Annotated in this window: 12 protein-coding genes; 1 reads left to right on the top strand and 11 read right to left on the bottom strand. The window is 40.6% G+C overall.

Annotated elements, in window-relative coordinates:
* Positions 1–5: 5 nt before the first annotated feature.
* From DW640_RS03630 to DW640_RS03640, 3 genes are read right to left on the bottom strand one after another with little or no spacing between them, the layout of a single operon-like run.
* Complete coding sequence (locus DW640_RS03630; protein ID WP_048692568.1) at positions 6–911, bottom strand: DUF4984 domain-containing protein; 906 nt, start codon at positions 909–911, stop codon at positions 6–8.
* A gap of 18 nt (positions 912–929) precedes the next feature.
* The gene (locus DW640_RS03635) at positions 930–2,465 is read right to left on the bottom strand and encodes a RagB/SusD family nutrient uptake outer membrane protein (RefSeq protein WP_074858658.1); all 1,536 of its coding nucleotides are present in this window, start codon (positions 2,463–2,465) and stop codon (positions 930–932) included.
* Between the two features lie 18 nt (positions 2,466–2,483).
* A complete protein-coding gene (locus tag DW640_RS03640) occupies positions 2,484–5,426 on the bottom strand; it encodes a TonB-dependent receptor (RefSeq protein WP_055228975.1) in 2,943 nt (980 codons plus the stop codon).
* Positions 5,427–6,084: 658 nt separating this feature from the next.
* Between DW640_RS03640 and DW640_RS03645 the strand changes: the two genes are divergently transcribed.
* The gene (locus DW640_RS03645; protein ID WP_008766228.1) at positions 6,085–8,010 is read left to right on the top strand and encodes an NAD(+) synthase; all 1,926 of its coding nucleotides are present in this window, start codon (positions 6,085–6,087) and stop codon (positions 8,008–8,010) included.
* A gap of 428 nt (positions 8,011–8,438) precedes the next feature.
* Here DW640_RS03645 and DW640_RS03650 read toward each other — a convergent pair whose 3' ends face one another.
* The 8 genes from DW640_RS03650 to DW640_RS03685 all read right to left on the bottom strand — a co-directional run bounded on the left by DW640_RS03650 (position 8,439) and on the right by DW640_RS03685 (position 17,039).
* Positions 8,439–8,999, bottom strand: a complete 561-nt coding sequence (locus DW640_RS03650) for a dual specificity protein phosphatase family protein (RefSeq protein ID WP_165360476.1) — start codon at positions 8,997–8,999, stop codon at positions 8,439–8,441.
* Positions 9,000–9,038: 39 nt separating this feature from the next.
* Entirely contained in the window at positions 9,039–10,163 is a 1,125-nt protein-coding gene (gene hisB, locus DW640_RS03655; protein WP_074858665.1) for a bifunctional histidinol-phosphatase/imidazoleglycerol-phosphate dehydratase HisB, read from the bottom strand.
* Between the two features lie 3 nt (positions 10,164–10,166).
* A complete protein-coding gene (hisC, locus tag DW640_RS03660) occupies positions 10,167–11,207 on the bottom strand; it encodes a histidinol-phosphate transaminase (protein ID WP_008760517.1) in 1,041 nt (346 codons plus the stop codon).
* Complete coding sequence (gene hisD, locus DW640_RS03665) at positions 11,204–12,487, bottom strand: histidinol dehydrogenase (RefSeq protein WP_165360478.1); 1,284 nt, start codon at positions 12,485–12,487, stop codon at positions 11,204–11,206. Before hisD ends, hisC begins: the two co-directional genes overlap by 4 nt.
* Positions 12,488–12,499: 12 nt before the next feature.
* Positions 12,500–13,351: an ATP phosphoribosyltransferase gene (hisG, locus tag DW640_RS03670; RefSeq protein WP_008760516.1), complete on the bottom strand. Its 852-nt coding sequence runs from the start codon at positions 13,349–13,351 to the stop codon at positions 12,500–12,502.
* Between the two features lie 253 nt (positions 13,352–13,604).
* On the bottom strand, positions 13,605–14,096 hold the full coding sequence (locus DW640_RS03675) for a PaaI family thioesterase (RefSeq protein WP_008766233.1): 492 nt from the start codon (positions 14,094–14,096) through the stop codon (positions 13,605–13,607).
* Between the two features lie 75 nt (positions 14,097–14,171).
* Positions 14,172–16,076, bottom strand: a complete 1,905-nt coding sequence (locus tag DW640_RS03680; protein WP_008760514.1) for a fimbrillin family protein — start codon at positions 16,074–16,076, stop codon at positions 14,172–14,174.
* A 309-nt stretch (positions 16,077–16,385) separates the two neighbouring features.
* Positions 16,386–17,039, bottom strand: coding sequence for a DUF2490 domain-containing protein (locus DW640_RS03685; RefSeq protein ID WP_185981490.1), 654 nt, complete (start codon positions 17,037–17,039; stop codon positions 16,386–16,388).
* Positions 17,040–17,209: the final 170 nt, after the last annotated feature.

Raw genomic sequence — 17,209 nt, forward strand, 5'->3', positions numbered from 1 at the left:
ATTTTTTAATATCCTTGTTCTTTTAATTTTTCTGCTTCCGCTTCACTTATCCATTCTATGACATTGGCAAATGTTCCTACTACACCATATAATGAGCCATCTCTATTATTCACACTCATTGTGACATATTGGAAGACAAAGTTCTCATTAGTACTATAAAAAGAAGTATAAGCGGTAGGTTGATTAAGCCGCAATTTGTCGTCACCGTGAATGGTGTTGAAAGCCTCACCTGTCGTTCCACAAATTTGCTCTTCCATTTCGACGATCGGTTGCAGGATATCATCCCGATTGAAGGTGATTTCCATATCGTAGCCGTCAAAGTAGAGGTCATGTATAACAACTGTATTTTCTTTACCCTCTACCACATCAGAAGTTACCAAACGCAAGTCTACATTCTTCGGATAGTAATCCGATGATAAATAGGTAGAAGTCACCTTGCAATATCCTGTAAAGTTTTTGATATCAAACGGACAAACCTTCTGCATCACAACTTTTGCCTCAGTTCCATACATACTCCATTGCTCAGTTTCAGGAATTACGAGCCGCAAAGCAAAGCCCAGCGAGTCGCTAATACCAATATTCTTATAAATACCTTCCACCTCCACGTTAGTGCTCATTTCGCCCGCTTTAATGGTAACGGTATTCGACAAAATTCTGTAATGCTTACCTTCCACGGCATTGCTTTCTTTGTCTATCACTTCGACAGCCAGCGTGCGGTCGTAGTCAACAGACTTAGTAGCAGAGACAGGAACATTAAATATCTCATTCGTTTCTTGCACGGCATAAGTATAAAGCGTGTCAGAAAACATAAGATAACTGGATCCGTTGTATAACACCTTGTCCTGATCGCATCCGGAAAGAGCTATCAGAGCAGCAATGGCTGCCATACATCCTATTAATAATTTCTTCATTATCGTATGCTTTTAATCTTATTTGTTACTTTCATTCGGTTGGACTTGTGAGCCCGGAGCGTCCAATTCGTGCTGCGGTATAGGCCACACGAACAAAGGATCGTCAGCTTCTACTTTCAAGCTACTACCATTTGCCAATGACTGGTCTTGTGGTTTACGCTCGAAACCTTTGTGCCAGCGTTTCAAATCATGAAGACGGAAACCTTCCATATAAAGTTCTTTCACGCGTTCTGCCTCAATAACATCCATTGCATTGGAAGCCGTCAAAGAAGTAGAACCACCATAACTGGAATAACGTGCTGTACGAAGAGTAGTGATATCTTTTCCGGCACGACCATAATCAGGCTTCTCCTGTTGTACATAAGCCTCAGCACGTATCAGATACTGTTCCGACAAACGAAGTACTTTCGGCATACAGACGTGAAGTATCTTAGTTTCCAGGAATGCTTCGTTACCAAAATACTTTATCAGCAAAGGCCAAGAAAGATGGTGACTATAGCCAGTAGTATATGATTGGAAAAAAGTAGATACACGTAAGTCGTTATTATCATATGAGTTGAGAACCCATGTTGCCGGCACATAATCAGGACGATAATTACTGTAGTCGTAATTAAAGAAAATCTGTCCCAAGCGACCTCCATAAGAATTTACGGTAAAACCAACTTTCCAAATAATTTCAGTAGAGAGGTCATTCGTCCACATATACTTGTAATAACTCACTCCGGAAGAAATATTCTGAGTACAGCTAGACAAGACAAAGTAATCACTGTCTATTACTTTACTAGAATACTTAATAGCTTCATCCCACTTTCTCATATAGAGAGCTACGCGTGCACGCAAAGCATATACAGTGTATTCATTGAAATAAGTAGCGTTATTGAACAAAGCACCATCAGTAGCCGGATTGTAATCCTCATCCAATGCCAGCAATTCAGCTGCACGATCGAGATCACTAAGGATAAACTGATAAGAATCTTTCAGTGAAGCACGCTTCATTTCTTCGTCTCCTGCATAATGCTCGGTCAGGATAACACCCAACTGATTGGCTGCGTCTTCATCACTTTCATAAGCCTTACAGAAAAGTTTTACCAATTCCGAATAAGCAAGCGCACGGGCAAAATAGGCTTCACCACAACATTGGTCTATTTTATCCAAATCGTTATCATTAGTAGTTTTATTTCTTACTCCATCCACACGGTCGAGCAGAAAGTTACAACGATTGATTACATTATATAATGCAGCATAAACACCTTCAATATTTGTATTGGTTGCCAAAATGTCTTTCCAACGCCAAATATCTCCATAAGTATTCGTATTTCCGTTTACTCCATACACAAAGTCAGTCTGCAAATCGGGTAATAACGTAAGACTTCCGGAGTACAAGGCACTACTTTTAAAAGTATCATAAATACCTATAACTGCCAGATTTACATCATCTACCGTCTGGATAGACTTATCGAAAGGGATTGCATCCTCAGGCATCTTATCCAAACAGGAAGTGTAGGAAAATGCCACGGCAGCCAACAAGATATATAATTTAAATTTCTTAATCATCTTTCTTTAATATACTATTTAGAATGAAACTTCAACACCCAAAGTAAATTGGCGTGATGCCGGGTATTGTGCTCTATAAATATTGCTTGCAACTTCCGGGTCAAGTCCGGTAAAACCAGTCCAAGTCAGCAAATTCTGTCCTTGCAGGTAAACGCGTGCTGCTGTGAAGAAATTACTTTTCTTCAACAACGATTGCGGAAGTGAATAAGCCAATGTCAGATTCTTCAAACGAAGGAATGAAGTATTTTCAAGAAAGCGGTCGTCAAGTTGTGCCACCACATCGTAGCGGGGAATATCCGTAATATCACCGGGCTTTTTCCAACGATCATACAACAGTCGCTTAGACTGGTTATATGCGCTATACAGTCCGTTACTTTCTTCAAAGAAGCGGTCATTATTCATCACGTAGCGTTTCGCCATCCAGCTGAACTGCGCCGACAATGAAAGCCCTTTCCACACGAGGGTAGTTCCAAAACCACCTGCCCATGGAGAATCGAAAGTCTTGCCAGTCATAACTTTATCTTCCTGACGAAATTCAGTTGTTAACTCTCCGTCGGCTGTGTACCACAAAGCGTCCCCATTAGCGGGGTTCACACCTGCATAACGATTCAGGAAGAACTCAGTTGTAGGATGTCCGACCATATACTTTAAGCCAGTCGTAGAATTTACATACTCTTCTACCCCATTGTAAAGTTCCAACAACTTATTCTTATTATAAGAGAAATTAGCACTAAGATTCCAAGTGAAATCCTTTGTATGGATGACATTACCATCTACTGCCACTTCAACACCCCGGTTCATCATAGCACCGATATTCTCCCAACGATACCCCTCACCAGTTATGGCATAAGATGTGGGTACATACATCAATATATTAGTAGTCTTCTTATGATAAAAATCAACGTTTACATTAACACGATTAAAGAGCCCCAAAGTAAAACCAACATTGTTAGCCCAAGTCTGCTCCCAGCCTAATTTTTCATTTCCACTCTGTAAAGGAAAGATACCCGCTTCATCGTTATAGTTGGCATTCCCGGAAACAAGTGCAAGATGATCGTAGTCAGGGATACTCGAGTTACCCGAAGTACCGGTACTCAACTTTATCTGCGCATTAGTCAACCATTCCACATCTTTCAGGAAAGCCTCGTTCTTTATGTTCCACATAAAGCCCAATGACCAGAAAGCTCCCCAACGATGATCTTTACCAAAACGGGAAGAAGCATCCATACGCCCGGCAACTTCCGCATAATACAAATCCTTATAGTTGTACTCGCCACGGAAGAAAAGCGATAAATAAGAATAGCTACTATTGACATCTTGCCATGAAGAGGCCCGCGTACCGGAAGTTACATTTGTCAACCGGTCTATTGTCTGCCCTCTCGTAACAACCTGAAACCCAGTTGAACGATAATCTATACCTTCTTGTCCCAACAAGAAATTGAATGAATGTTCGTCATTCAATGCCCATCGGTAATTTGCCGTAAGAGTTTCACTCAGACTCAAAATATCCGCCGAACTACGTCCGGCACTTCCTGATTTATTATTAATTATATAACTAGGAAAAGATTGCATAAATGACGTAGAATGAGAATAATCAGCACCAAACTGAGCCCGGACAGTCAAGTTCTTAACAGGAGTAATATCTGCAAAAACAGTTGACAACAACTTATATTTTTTATGTTCTACAGGGTTATTTGCCATCCACTCAATAGGGTTCTGTCCTGTCCCTTTCCAAGTTCCGTCATTTTCAGAAGCCAAAGAGCCATCAGCATTATAAGGATTCCAGTAAGGCAACATAAAGCGTGAACCGGAAATAGGAGTATAAAGTGCCATATCCCCTTCTTCAGCCTGCGCTATTTCCTCATAAGCCATCATCGTATTGGTACCTATTTTCAACCAGTTGCTGGCTTTTACCTCCGCATTGGCACGCATGTTATAACGACGGAAAGTTGAACTTTGGGCAATACCGTCCTGATCGTAAAATCCTCCTGAGACATAGTAGTTCAAACGATCGGTAGCACGGTTAACAGACAGTTCATAACTCTGCAATGGAGCGCGATCATTAAATACTTTATCCAGCCAATTAATATCTGTACGAGAAAGCAAATTATAATCCTTACCTGTGTCCAAGCCAATTTCTTTTTCAAATTGGATACGCTCCGGTGTATTCATCATCATCCAGTTATCATCCGACGCCAATTGTGAGAATCCCCACTGTCCACGCAATGTTACTTTTGCTTTATCCATTGCCAACCCACGTTTGGAAGTGATTACAACCACACCATTCGCTGCACGGGCACCATAAATAGAGGTTGAAGAAGCGTCTTTCAACACAGAGATGGACTCTATATCTCCCGGACTGATCGTATTAAAGTCAGCACTGGAAATAGGCACACCATCCAAAATAAACAACGGTGCCGTACCCGAATTAATTGAATTCGTACCGCGAATCTGGAAAACAGCCGCCTTACTAGGTTCTCCCGAGTTAGAGATTACAGATAATCCCGGTGTCTGTCCCTGCAGTGACTGATCAAAACCTGCAGCAGGCACATTTTCTAATTTTTCCGCTTTAACAGTGGATACGGCACCAGCAATCGTCCCTTTTTTACGAGTTCCATACGCTACTACCACTACCTCATCTATTAAAGCAGCATCTGAAACCAGACGAACATTCAGTGTTCCGGTTTTGGCACTAACCGCATGTGCCTGTGATTGCATACCGATATAAGAGAACAGCAAAGTAGCACTTGCCGTACCCTTAATCTCAAGAGTGTAATTACCATCAATGTCGGTAATTACACCATTTGTAGTACCCTTCTCTAAAATAGACACACCAACCATCGGCTCATTATCTTCTGCCGAAACAACATGTCCTTTTACCTTATATCCACTCTGTGCAAAAAGCATAAGAGGAATATTCAGTAGAGCAAAGAGTACAAACAAGAGAATTGATTTTCTCATCTTTGATACTTGAATTTAAATTAATGAATTGATTTATTTTTTACAGATTTATCTACAAAACGAAAACTTAGCATATTACGCTTCACGCATGAAACAGCAATATACTTCTCCCCTTGGAGCGACTTTGAAAAGTATACTTTTATCATCGTTCCAGGACAGACTATTAAATAGTCTATACAATATATAGAATAGGGAAATTAGCTTGGCTGGTTTTTAATATTACGCCATATGTCTAAATAAATGTCTTGTGTCGCTGCAATACTAATAAAGTGTATGTCCATCTCTCTAAAATTATAGATATTAATAAGTGCTTATCGTTTGTTTAGGTGTAAATTGCCTATAAAATTCTTTAATTTGGCTACAAATATAATTATAATAGTTAAATAGAAAAAACAAAAAGTCTCATTTTTTATACCAAATTTCCTCAAATGTCTTTTTATTGCATAATTAACAAAATATTAATAAACAAATAGATATATCCCATATAAACCGTCAAAAATAAGACCATCTTACTTTCCATTTGACATTCTTATTAGTTGCTTATGCAATAGTCATTAAAACGACATAAGACACCTCATTTTGAGGATTCAGAGTCAAAAGGGCAAAAATCCAAAACTATTTCCTATTTTTGTACCCACTATATATAAAAAGGTACAAGATGAACTACGGATTCGTAAAAGTAGCTGCAGCCGTGCCACACGTTAAAGTGGCCGACTGTAAATTCAATGTAGAGAGAATAGAAAGCCAAATCGCAATAGCTGAAGGTAAGGGTGTGCAAATCATAGTATTCCCGGAAATGAGTATTACCGGATATACTTGCGGTGACTTATTCGGACAGCAGATTTTGCTGGAAGAAGCAGAGATGGGGCTAATGCAGATACTCAATAATACCCGCCAACTGGACATCATCTCTATTGTCGGCATGCCGGTAGTAGTCAATTCAACCGTGATCAATGCCGCCGTAGTGATTCAAAAAGGAAAAGTACTAGGTGTTGCTGCCAAAACTTACCTCCCCAATTATAAGGAGTTCTACGAACAGCGCTGGTTTACTTCTGCCCTTCAACTGACAGAAGATACCGTACGCCTATGCGGACAAATCGTTCCCATAGGTGCCAACCTGCTGTTTGAAACTTCCGATACGACTTTTGGGATCGAAATTTGCGAAGACCTTTGGGCTACCATACCTCCCAGTTCCTCATTGGCTTTACAAGGAGCAGAAATTATTTTCAATATGTCTGCCGATAATGAAGGAATCGGAAAGCATCATTATCTCTGTTCTCTTATCAGCCAACAATCAGCACGTTGCATTGCAGGATACGTATTTTCTTCCTGTGGTTTCGGGGAGTCTACTACGGATGTAGTATTTGCGGGAAACGGATTGATTTACGAAAACGGCTCATTACTGGCACGTAGCAAACGTTTCTGCATGGAGGAGCAACTGATCATTAGCGAAATCGATGTGGAACGCATACGGGCAGAACGTAGAATCAACACCACTTTTGCTGCCAGCCAGGGAAATCCAGGAGATAAAAAAGCAATCTCCGTCGCAACGGAGTTTATTAATAGCAAAGAGCTTACTTTGACCCGAGACTTCAATTCACATCCTTTTGTCCCCCAAGGAGCAGAACTGGATGAGCATTGTGAAGAAGTATTCTCTATCCAAATAGCCGGCTTGGCACAACGACTGGTTCATACCAAAGCTAAAACAGCTGTAGTCGGTATTTCCGGAGGATTGGATTCAACATTGGCATTATTAGTCTGCGTGAAGACCTTCGACAAACTCGGTTTACCCCGCAAAGATATTCTGGGAGTTACAATGCCAGGCTTTGGAACGACTGACCGTACTTATAACAATGCCATTGATTTAATGAAATCATTGGGCATTTCTATCCGGGAAATCAGTATTCAAGATGCCTGTATCCAGCATTTCAAAGATATCGATCATGATATCAATGTACATGATGTCACCTATGAGAACTCTCAGGCACGCGAACGCACACAGATATTAATGGATATCGCTAACCAAACTTGGGGAATGGTAGTGGGTACGGGTGACTTGTCAGAACTTGCACTCGGATGGGCTACGTACAATGGAGATCACATGTCTATGTACGGTGTCAATGGAAGTATTCCCAAAACACTTGTGAAGTATCTAGTGCAATGGGTAGCGGAAAATGATATGGATGAGGACGCTAAAGCGACTTTACTGGATATTGTAGATACTCCTATCAGTCCCGAATTAATTCCAGCAGACGAAAACGGGGAAATCAAACAGAAGACCGAAGACTTGGTAGGGCCTTATGAACTGCATGACTTTTTCCTCTATTACTTCCTGCGTTTTGGTTTCCGCCCTTCCAAGATTTACTATCTGGCTAATATAGCTTTCAAGGATGTATATGACAAAGAAACAATAAAGAAATGGTTATCTACTTTCTTCCGACGTTTCTTTAATCAGCAGTTCAAGCGCTCCTGTCTGCCCGATGGTCCGAAGGTAGGTAGTATTTCCATCAGTCCCAGAGGTGACTGGCGAATGCCAAGTGATGCAAGTTCAACTATCTGGCTCAAAGAAATAGAAGATTTATAATCTCTTTGATCTTTCTTCTGTGACATTTTTGTATTTATCTTAAGTATTATACGGGGTAAAACAAAAATGTCACAGAACTGTATATCAATCATTTAGTTCACAAAACACCCCATATTCAAGAGAAGTTTACAAAAAAACATGCGGTTGTTTTTGACTTTTGGAGAAGAAAAACTGCATTTTCTTTATAACAGTAAGTTCTTCAGCCAATTAGCTACAAATGCGAATAATTAGCCAAATACACTTAAACAACCATTCAGCTACACTTGTGTATCCTCTTGATTACACAAGTGTAGTTTATTAGTTACTCAAGTCTAACAGATTAAATCATTTAGAAGAATAAAGTAATAGATCAGGAGAAAATACCAGTTCATGCAGAAGAAAACATTAATCCTTCCGCATGAGTTATATAGAACATACGGTCAATTGCACTATTGTAATACTTCTCTTTTAATACGTTCTATATCAGCCTTCTCAATAGTGCGAATGATATTTTTATAAATACGATGAAAACCGAAACCTCCTTCGGTCATTTCCTGAATAGCTTTTTGCTTTGACACTCCTTGAAATACAATACGATACATAGCACATACTGCGCCTGTCCTATCAGAACCGTGATGACAATGAAAGACGATTGGCCCTTTGCGGTTCTTGATAATGCGCAATGCATTGATCAATTGACCTTCACTGACTGAATGCGCTTTCATTTTTAGCCGATAAAGCTTAATCTTTGTTCCTGCCGCCTCATCATCGTCACTATGCCTGTTGCGAAGATTCAGCACTTCACGGATACCGTATTTCTCCAAAGCCTTAAAGTCAGCATCCGATGGTTGCTCCGAACGATATGCACCTGAGTCTATCTGATACAAATTAGTCAGTTTACTATCGGGAACAGTTATCTTTTCAGCGTTTATGTTTTGACCATAAACCGAAAAAGACATCACTATCCCGATAAATAAACCAAGCCAAATTCGTTTGTTATTGATTATCATATAGCAATCCTATGAGATTATATAATATGATGAGGCAAATTATAGTACTCCTTTGCTCGAAGGAAGCTCAAAATGATAGATATCTCTTTTCAATGCCATTTTCAGAGCACGTGCAAGCGCTTTAAAGATACCTTCTATCTTGTGATGCTCATTCTGTCCTTCAGCCTTGATGTTCAGATTCATTTTTGCAGCATCACTCAATGATTTAAAGAAATGCAGGAACATCTCCGTCGGCATCTCTCCTATTTTCTCACGATTGAACTCTGCATCCCATACTAACCAAGGACGACCTCCGAAATCAAGGCAAACCTGACAAAGGCAATCATCCATAGGCAAAGCATAACCATAACGTTCGATTCCACGCTTACTGCCCAAAGCCTGATAAATACATTCTCCCAAAGCGATGGCAGTATCCTCAATGGTGTGATGTTCATCCACTTCCAGGTCGCCTTTTACCCGAATGGTCAGATCCATTCCGGAATGCTTACCTATTTGTTCAAGCATATGATCGAAGAAGCCAAGACCGGTAGAAATATCACAGCTTCCATTTCCATCGAGATTGAGAGACACATAAATATCAGTCTCCTTCGTTGTACGGCGAACTTCTGCTTTCCGCTCACCGGCAAAAAGAAACTCTGCCACCTGATCCCAGTCTGTTGTTGCAAGTGCGCAAACATCTTCCAGACCTTTCTCTTTCAAATCATCCGTTGCTTCTTGCAGATAAATAGCACGGCAACCAAGATTCTTTGCCAGCTCCACATCAGTAGGACGATCACCGATTACAAAGCTTTCCGCAAGATCATATTCCGGATTATCAATATACTTCGTCAACATTCCTGTACGCGGTTTGCGAGTCGGCGCATTATCTTCCGGAAAACTACGGTCGATCAGAATATCATCAAAGGTAATGCCTTCTCCGGCCAATGTTTTCAGCATCAAGTTGTGAGCAGGCCAGAAAGTGTCTTCCGGAAACGAAGATGTACCCAGCCCGTCCTGATTGGTAACCATCACAAATTCAAAATCAAGCTTGCTACGGATAAAGCCCAAATTACGGAAGACTCTCGGATAAAATTCCAGCTTTTCCAGTGAATCAAGCTGATAATCAATGGGAGGTTCAATGACCAATGTCCCGTCCCTATCTATAAACAATATTTTCTTCTTCATATACTATCCTTGATATTTTTTGAGGGCAGCAAGTAACGTATTATTCTCCACTCTGGTACCCACCGTCACACGCAGACAGTTGCAACAAAGCGAAATGGAATGACGGTTGCGCACTATGATCCCTTCACCTACCAAATAATTGTAAATCTTCACCGCATCCGTTACTTTCGCCAAGAAGAAGTTGGAATCGGACGGGTACATTCGGACTGTACAAGATAATTTCGCAAATTCTTCTTCCAGATAGTCGCGTTCTTCCTTCAATGTTTTTATCCAGCGTTCTATTTCATAATATTTATGCAGCATAGCAATAGCCTGCTGCTGTGTCAGCTGATTCACATTATAAGGATACTTGATTTTACTCAGGATTCCGATAATTGCTTCGGATGCAAAAGCCATACCCAAACGGATAGCAGCACATCCCCAAGCTTTGGAGAAAGTCTGAAAAACAACCAGATTCGGATATTTATCCAGCTCTTCGAGGAAAGAAGGTGCTTCGGAGAAATCATTATACGCTTCATCCAATATGACCAATCCTTCAAATTCGCGGAGTATTTTTTCTATTTCAGAACGCAGCAGGTCGTTTCCCGTCGGGTTATTAGGTGAACACAGGAAAATGAGTTTCGTACGCTCATCTGCAGCTGCAAGAAGCTTTTCTGCTGAGAACTGGAAGTTTTCGTCCAACAAAACTTTCCGGTACTCCACATTATTCACATCGGCACAAACCTGATACATACCGTAAGTCGGATCAATAGCAACTACGTTATCTTTTTCCGGTTCGCAGAATGCACGAAACACCAGATCAATCGCCTCATCACTGCCGTTTCCTAAAAAGATATGCTGGGGAGAAACCTTTTTAATTTTAGACAACAGTGTTTTCAGTTCCCACTGCATGGGGTCCGGATAGCGGTTGTGAGGCAGGTTATAAGGATTCTCATTCGCATCCAGAAAAACGGAAGCCACAGCGCCTTTATATTCATCACGAGCCGAAGAATAAGGCTTTAGTTTCCATATATTCGGCCGGGTAAGTTCTTGTAATGTTTTCATTTCAATGTATTTAATCGTACTGTAACTGAATTCTTATGAGCATCCAGAAGTTCGTTGGCTGCCATTTCTTCAATAGCCGGCCCGATAACTTTCATGCCTTGAGGAAGAATTTCCTGAAACGTGATTTTCCGGATAAAGCTGTCCAGGCTCACGCCGCTGTATGCTTTCGCATAACCATTAGTCGGCAGCGTATGGTTGGTTCCGGAAGCATAATCCCCTGCACTTTCCGGCGTCAATGAGCCAAGGAAGACGGAACCGGCATTTATTACACGTTCAGCAACTTCCAGATAATTTTCAGTCTCTACAATCAGATGTTCGGGTGCGTATGCATTCGTCAACTCTAACGCTTCATCCATGTCCTTCACCAAAATCAGTTTACTGTTTTCCAGAGATTTCGCAGCAATTTCCCGTCGAGGAAGCTTTGCCAGTTGGCGGTCTACTTCTTCCATTACTTCTGCCTGAAGCTTTTCAGAGGTTGTTATCAACATCGCCTGACTGTCCACTCCGTGTTCTGCCTGCGACAGTAAATCTGCCGCAACAAACACCGGATTAGCAGATGCATCAGCCAGCACTTCCACTTCGGAAGGACCTGCCGGCATGTCGATGGCTACATCCCGAAGACTTACCAACTGCTTGGCAGCCGTCACATATTGATTTCCAGGGCCAAAGATTTTGTAGACTTTAGGAACACTCTCGGTTCCATATGCCATAGCAGCGATAGCTTGCACTCCTCCCGCTTTGAATATCTTACTGACACCTGCCAGTTGAGCGGCAAAGAGAATAGCCGGATGAATATTTCCGTTTTTATCGGGAGGGGTACAAAGCACAATTTCCCTGCATCCCGCAATTTTTGCGGGAACAGCCAACATCAATACCGTAGAGAAAAGCGGAGCCGTTCCACCGGGAATATAAAGCCCCACCTTTTCGATACCTACCGCCTTTTGCCAGCAAGTTACTCCTTCCATTGTTTCTACCTTCTTGCCAACGAAGCGTTGGGAAGAGTGGAAAGTTTCAATATTCCGTTTAGCCAGCGTAATGGCAGATTTCAACTCGTCGCTGATCAGTCCTTCGGCTTTCTGTATTTCTTCGGAAGTCACAGTGAGAGCAGACAAAGTCACCTTATCAAAAGCCGCCTCATATTCCAAAACAGCTTTATCACCTTCCGCTCTTACCTTATTTATAATAGTACGAACTGTATCGAACAAGCTCTCCGTATTCAAAGCCGGACGCTTCAGAAGTTCTGCCCATTGTTCTTTGGAGGGATATTTGATTAGTTTCATCATTCAAACTTATTAGACTATCATTTTTTCAATCGGCAACACCAAAATACCTTCAGCACCCAGTCCCTTCAATTTGCCAATGATTTCCCAAAAACGCTTTTCATCTAGTACAGTATGAACAGAGCACCAGCCTTCTTGTGCCAATGGCATAATAGTAGGGCTCTTCATACCAGGTAACACGGCAATTATTTCTTCCAGTTTATCCTTCGGAGCATTCATCAGCACGTATTTCTTGTCTTCGGCAGTCTTTACTGCATTCATTCGGAACAAAAGTTCTTCCAGTACTTCTTTCTTCTCATCGCTCATGTTTTTGTTGCCAATCAACAGCGCTTCGGATTTCATCACTACCTCCACTTCCTTCAAGCGGTTGCTTACCAAAGTAGATCCTGAACTTACGATATCAAAGATAGCATCTGCCAGTCCAATGCCCGGAGATACTTCTACCGAACCGGTAATGACATGTATCTCTGCATTTACTCCGTTCTTCTTTAGGAAGTTTCTCAAAATGACCGGATAAGAAGTAGCTATTTTCTTCCCATTGAACCATGACAATCCCGGATATTCAATGTCTTTCGGCATTGCCAAAGACAAACGACATTTGCTGAATCCCAATCGTTTGATGATTTCAGCATCTTCCTCTTTTTCCATAAATTCATTCTCACCGACAATTCCCAAATCAGCTACACCGGTAGCTACTGTTTGCGGGATATCATCGTCACGAAGAAATAAAACTTCGATAGGAAAATTGGAAGACTGCACCAACAAAGTACGCTTCGTTGTACTGATTTTAATATCCGACTCTCCTAAAAGTGCCATTGTCTCTTCGAAGAGACGTCCTTTGGCTTGTACTGCGATTCTTAACATGATTTTATTTATTATTTTATGATTTACAATTCGAACAATTCAGAAATAAAAAAAGGCTTACCGTATTCGGTAAGCCTTCGTTATCTTTATAGAGTTATACACACTATCAATCACGCCCACCGAGTTATTCGTTAGGAAAATGATGATGATGATGTGCAACTGTATATTTCATATTTCTTTTATTTAATGCGACAAAAGTAAAGCATTTGTTTGATACTTCCAAACATTTATCACAAAAAGTTCAGTTTTTATTTCAAATTAAAGGCAATATCTCTTCTGGCTCTACATCACACTTATCAAAGTGCATTTCATCTTTCGACTTTTCGTGCGAGAACGTAAAGTACGTACAAACCGCTTCGGTACATACTTCGCCATCCTTATTATATAACTTAGCTTCAATAATTACAATATTTCGCTTGACTTCCTTAATAGAAGCACGCAACACAATATGGGAATCAGTAGTACTGACCGGCTTGCGGTAACGAGTCTCCATTTTTGAAGTTACTCCCGTTGTCTGTAATTTACGAAGTATCACCCAAGCGCAAATTTCATCCATGAGAACAGCCTGAATACCACCGTGCAAGGTATTGATCCATCCCTGATATTCAGGACGGGGTTTCCAGATACTTACCACTTCGTCGCCATCTTCATAAAACTCCATCTTTATTCCGGCTTCATTATTAGGGGCGCAACCAAAGCAATTGTACCCTTCCAGACCTTTCCAGGGATTTATTATTTTCTTCATAATCTATGACTTCTATTTAAGTTTCACTTCCCAAATATAAGCAAAATATAAAAAAGAAGAACAATTTTCCACGATTTACTTTCGGATGCAACGAATGGCGTAAGCTTTGTCTAACCCGGTGTTTCCCTCTGCTATTTCGTTTTTATCACTTCTCAACAAGAATATTTTCTCATCCGCATCTGTCCCTGCTTCATTCAAAGTCCAATAAGAAAGATATTTTCCTTCATAGGCAGACTGAAACTTGCCGGCATACATTCCTACCGGATATCCATCAAAACCCGTGAGATTGGTAGCAGTTCCTACTATTGCACCGGCACCGGTACTTATTGCTTTCCATGTCCCGGTTTTCAACAAAGAGGCATCATTGCTCAAATAAGTTTTCAGCATATTCCAATCATTCCAATCAGGCATATTCCACCCCACAGGAAGCAGCTTATTACTGACAATTGTTCCAAAACTATAAAAATAATAACTCTTATCTGTTTGAGACAATAGATAACCTGTCGCTCCGGCATTCATAATCTCCAGTTTCGGAATTTCTTCTCCATCTATATATAATGATGTTTTCAGATTACTTCCCATCCAATACTGCGTACCAATTTTCACTATCGGGTAATTGTGAATACTACTCCCACGCACATCACGCATTATATCTTTCATGGCCAATACGGGCAACATTTCTTCAGGCATAGACAATGCAATTTGTCCGTCAGGCAAAATATACACCTTACTTCGGGCAGCCTGATTTCCAGGAGTATATTTCAATGAATGTTCTTTCAAATCCCACGCTACAGTTCCGCCGTGCACTTTATCTGCATGTCCGACCAATTGTACTACCGTTCCCTTGGATAAGTCAACCGCATGGTTATCTTTCATCGGATAAACGACAATTGCCTGTGAAGAAAAATCAGGCGTCACTAGATATTCTTTACATATTTCTGCTACCTGCTGCCCAGCACTCAACACTTTATACACCTTCGAATCGTCAAATACCAATTTTGACACATCCACATAATTGTGGAAAACTTCGGACCCGGACTGCCCTGTATTTCCATCTTCCCAACTATTGATTTCTCCTTCGACTTTACTTATCAAAACATCTTCGGTCGGGATGAAGGAAATCGCCAGCTCACTCTGTTTACCACTCTGCAACTGCAATGAAGAGGGCAATGGGCTGGTATATATCTTACCTCCAACATCCAATACAATATATTGATAGCCCAAAGTGGTTTCTTGCGGAATAAGGATCACTTCTTTTCCGCTCAACCGATCTCCCTGTATCTCCCATTTTCCGGCAGGAGTAATGCTTTTCTCATTAGAAAAAGCGGAATAAGTTTCTTTTTGGAAATCATAAATCGCCTTAGTATAAAAACCACAAACAGAAAGTTTTGGGTCAGCATCCAGTATACCCTGCAATTCTTCACCTTCCTTTCCTACCAAAGCGATTTTTAATTTGAAAAATTTGTGATCATAGTGCAGGGCGATGGCTCCTTTAGGAGCTGATTGCAGATTTTGAGAAGCAACCAGAAAATCAGAGCAGAAATAGCCGGCAGAAAGATTTTGATCTGTTTCTACCGCCACCGACATCGTACTTTCTCCCATATTCACTCCCTCTTCCTGATAAGGATAATAACTGATCAAACGTAATGTTACCTCATCATCAGGATAATAAATCGGCTCACTGGACTCAAAAACTTTTTCGGAAGTACGAAAGAAACGCAAATTATCCGCATAACGTTCTTCCTTCATGGTGGAGGACCCTACAAGGGCAAATACTCCCACTTCATCATTCTCTTCAAAGCCATTGCCAGCAACACGTGTATATGTCACTTCATGAATATCAGCAGTAAATTTCAATGGAATATCTCCATTGCTGACTGCAGCCTTCTCTCCCGGAATATGATTTACACATGCTAATACAAAAAAAGAAGAAAAAAGGCACACAGCGATTCCTTTTTCCATTCTAAACAAAATATTCATGTCCTCTTTATTTAAATATAAATAATAAGAAATCTTTGATTGGGCAGAAAGAAGGACATAAGAGGAAGTATTCACTTTCAGTTATGAGATTCCACACAACACGTCTGTTGCGACTGGAGAATCATCAACTCCAACATTTCATTCTGAAATGCCAAAAGCAAAAGTATAAATCATAAATCAACCAATACTTCATTTTCTTAAATAATATTTATATTTATTCATAAGTATCAAATTAGTAGCACTTTATGAATCAGGGATATTTCAAAACCAAATAGGCTTACACATTATTATATTAGCAATCTAACATTTTCAAAAAGAATAGCCTATTTCTACCCCGGCAATATGTTTACCTTTTGGAGACTCATACTGATAACAATAAAAAACATCTAACGCCCATCGTTTAGCCAAAGCTATCTCTACTCCAGGCCGATAACGCATACGATCTGCTCTCCAAAAAGGAGCATCATCCAAACTTTGATAAATTTCAATTGAAAAGTAGGGGGAAACGATTCCTTTTTCGGGCGCATAAGCGAATTTTAAGCGGGAACGAAGGCGAGCTTTTGAATCTCCACGGTCAAAAGTTTGCTGAAACCTTTCTCTCAAAGCAATTTTCAACCACTGATATTGAAAACTTGCAGTTGCTCCAAAGTTATAACGGTGTCTGAATTTCCATTCCGAATCTCCCAAATTCCGGAAATGAGTTTCATATCCGGCTTCCAGTTTCAAAAATGAATAAGCCCGATACTCGCCTCCAATGGCCAATCCCAAACGGTCCATTCTACTTACGTCATCCTTTGTCCGAAACTCCAGATTGCTTAAAAGTGAAAATCGGGGATCGATCTTATAGTTCACTTTGAATTTAGTCCATGTAGTGAAATCATCGCTTTGCGCAAATACAGTGGAAGTCATTCCAGCCAATAGCACAAACAGCAGTATTTTAGTAATTGCAAATATTCTACTCATCGATTACCGGGTTAAAAGTACAAAGATAATAAATCTCCCGCAAAGAAAAATTATGATACTGAAATAATTCTGAAATATCAAGGCTCATTCCTTTAAAAGAAACACCCCGTTGGTTTTAAAGGAACAGGTCGTTGGTTTTAAACCAAGAGCCCGTTCCTTTAAAAGAAAAA

This window comes from Bacteroides sp. AM23-12 (assembly GCF_003434395.1).
GTDB classification, from domain to species: Bacteria; Bacteroidota; Bacteroidia; order Bacteroidales; family Bacteroidaceae; genus Bacteroides; species Bacteroides thetaiotaomicron.

What these genes read in the sequence shown, in the direction of transcription:
- DW640_RS03630 (WP_048692568.1), bottom strand. Translation starts at nt 911, where the DNA reads ATGAAGAAATTATTAATAGGATGTATGGCAGCCATTGCTGCTCTGATA.
- DW640_RS03635 (WP_074858658.1), bottom strand. Translation starts at nt 2,465, where the DNA reads ATGATTAAGAAATTTAAATTATATATCTTGTTGGCTGCCGTGGCATTT.
- DW640_RS03640 (WP_055228975.1), bottom strand. Translation starts at nt 5,426, where the DNA reads ATGAGAAAATCAATTCTCTTGTTTGTACTCTTTGCTCTACTGAATATT.
- DW640_RS03645 (WP_008766228.1), top strand. Translation starts at nt 6,085, where the DNA reads ATGAACTACGGATTCGTAAAAGTAGCTGCAGCCGTGCCACACGTTAAA.
- DW640_RS03650 (WP_165360476.1), bottom strand. Translation starts at nt 8,999, where the DNA reads ATGATAATCAATAACAAACGAATTTGGCTTGGTTTATTTATCGGGATA.
- hisB (WP_074858665.1), bottom strand. Translation starts at nt 10,163, where the DNA reads ATGAAGAAGAAAATATTGTTTATAGATAGGGACGGGACATTGGTCATT.
- hisC (WP_008760517.1), bottom strand. Translation starts at nt 11,207, where the DNA reads ATGAAAACATTACAAGAACTTACCCGGCCGAATATATGGAAACTAAAG.
- hisD (WP_165360478.1), bottom strand. Translation starts at nt 12,487, where the DNA reads ATGAAACTAATCAAATATCCCTCCAAAGAACAATGGGCAGAACTTCTG.
- hisG (WP_008760516.1), bottom strand. Translation starts at nt 13,351, where the DNA reads ATGTTAAGAATCGCAGTACAAGCCAAAGGACGTCTCTTCGAAGAGACA.
- DW640_RS03675 (WP_008766233.1), bottom strand. Translation starts at nt 14,096, where the DNA reads ATGAAGAAAATAATAAATCCCTGGAAAGGTCTGGAAGGGTACAATTGC.
- DW640_RS03680 (WP_008760514.1), bottom strand. Translation starts at nt 16,076, where the DNA reads ATGAATATTTTGTTTAGAATGGAAAAAGGAATCGCTGTGTGCCTTTTT.
- DW640_RS03685 (WP_185981490.1), bottom strand. Translation starts at nt 17,039, where the DNA reads ATGAGTAGAATATTTGCAATTACTAAAATACTGCTGTTTGTGCTATTG.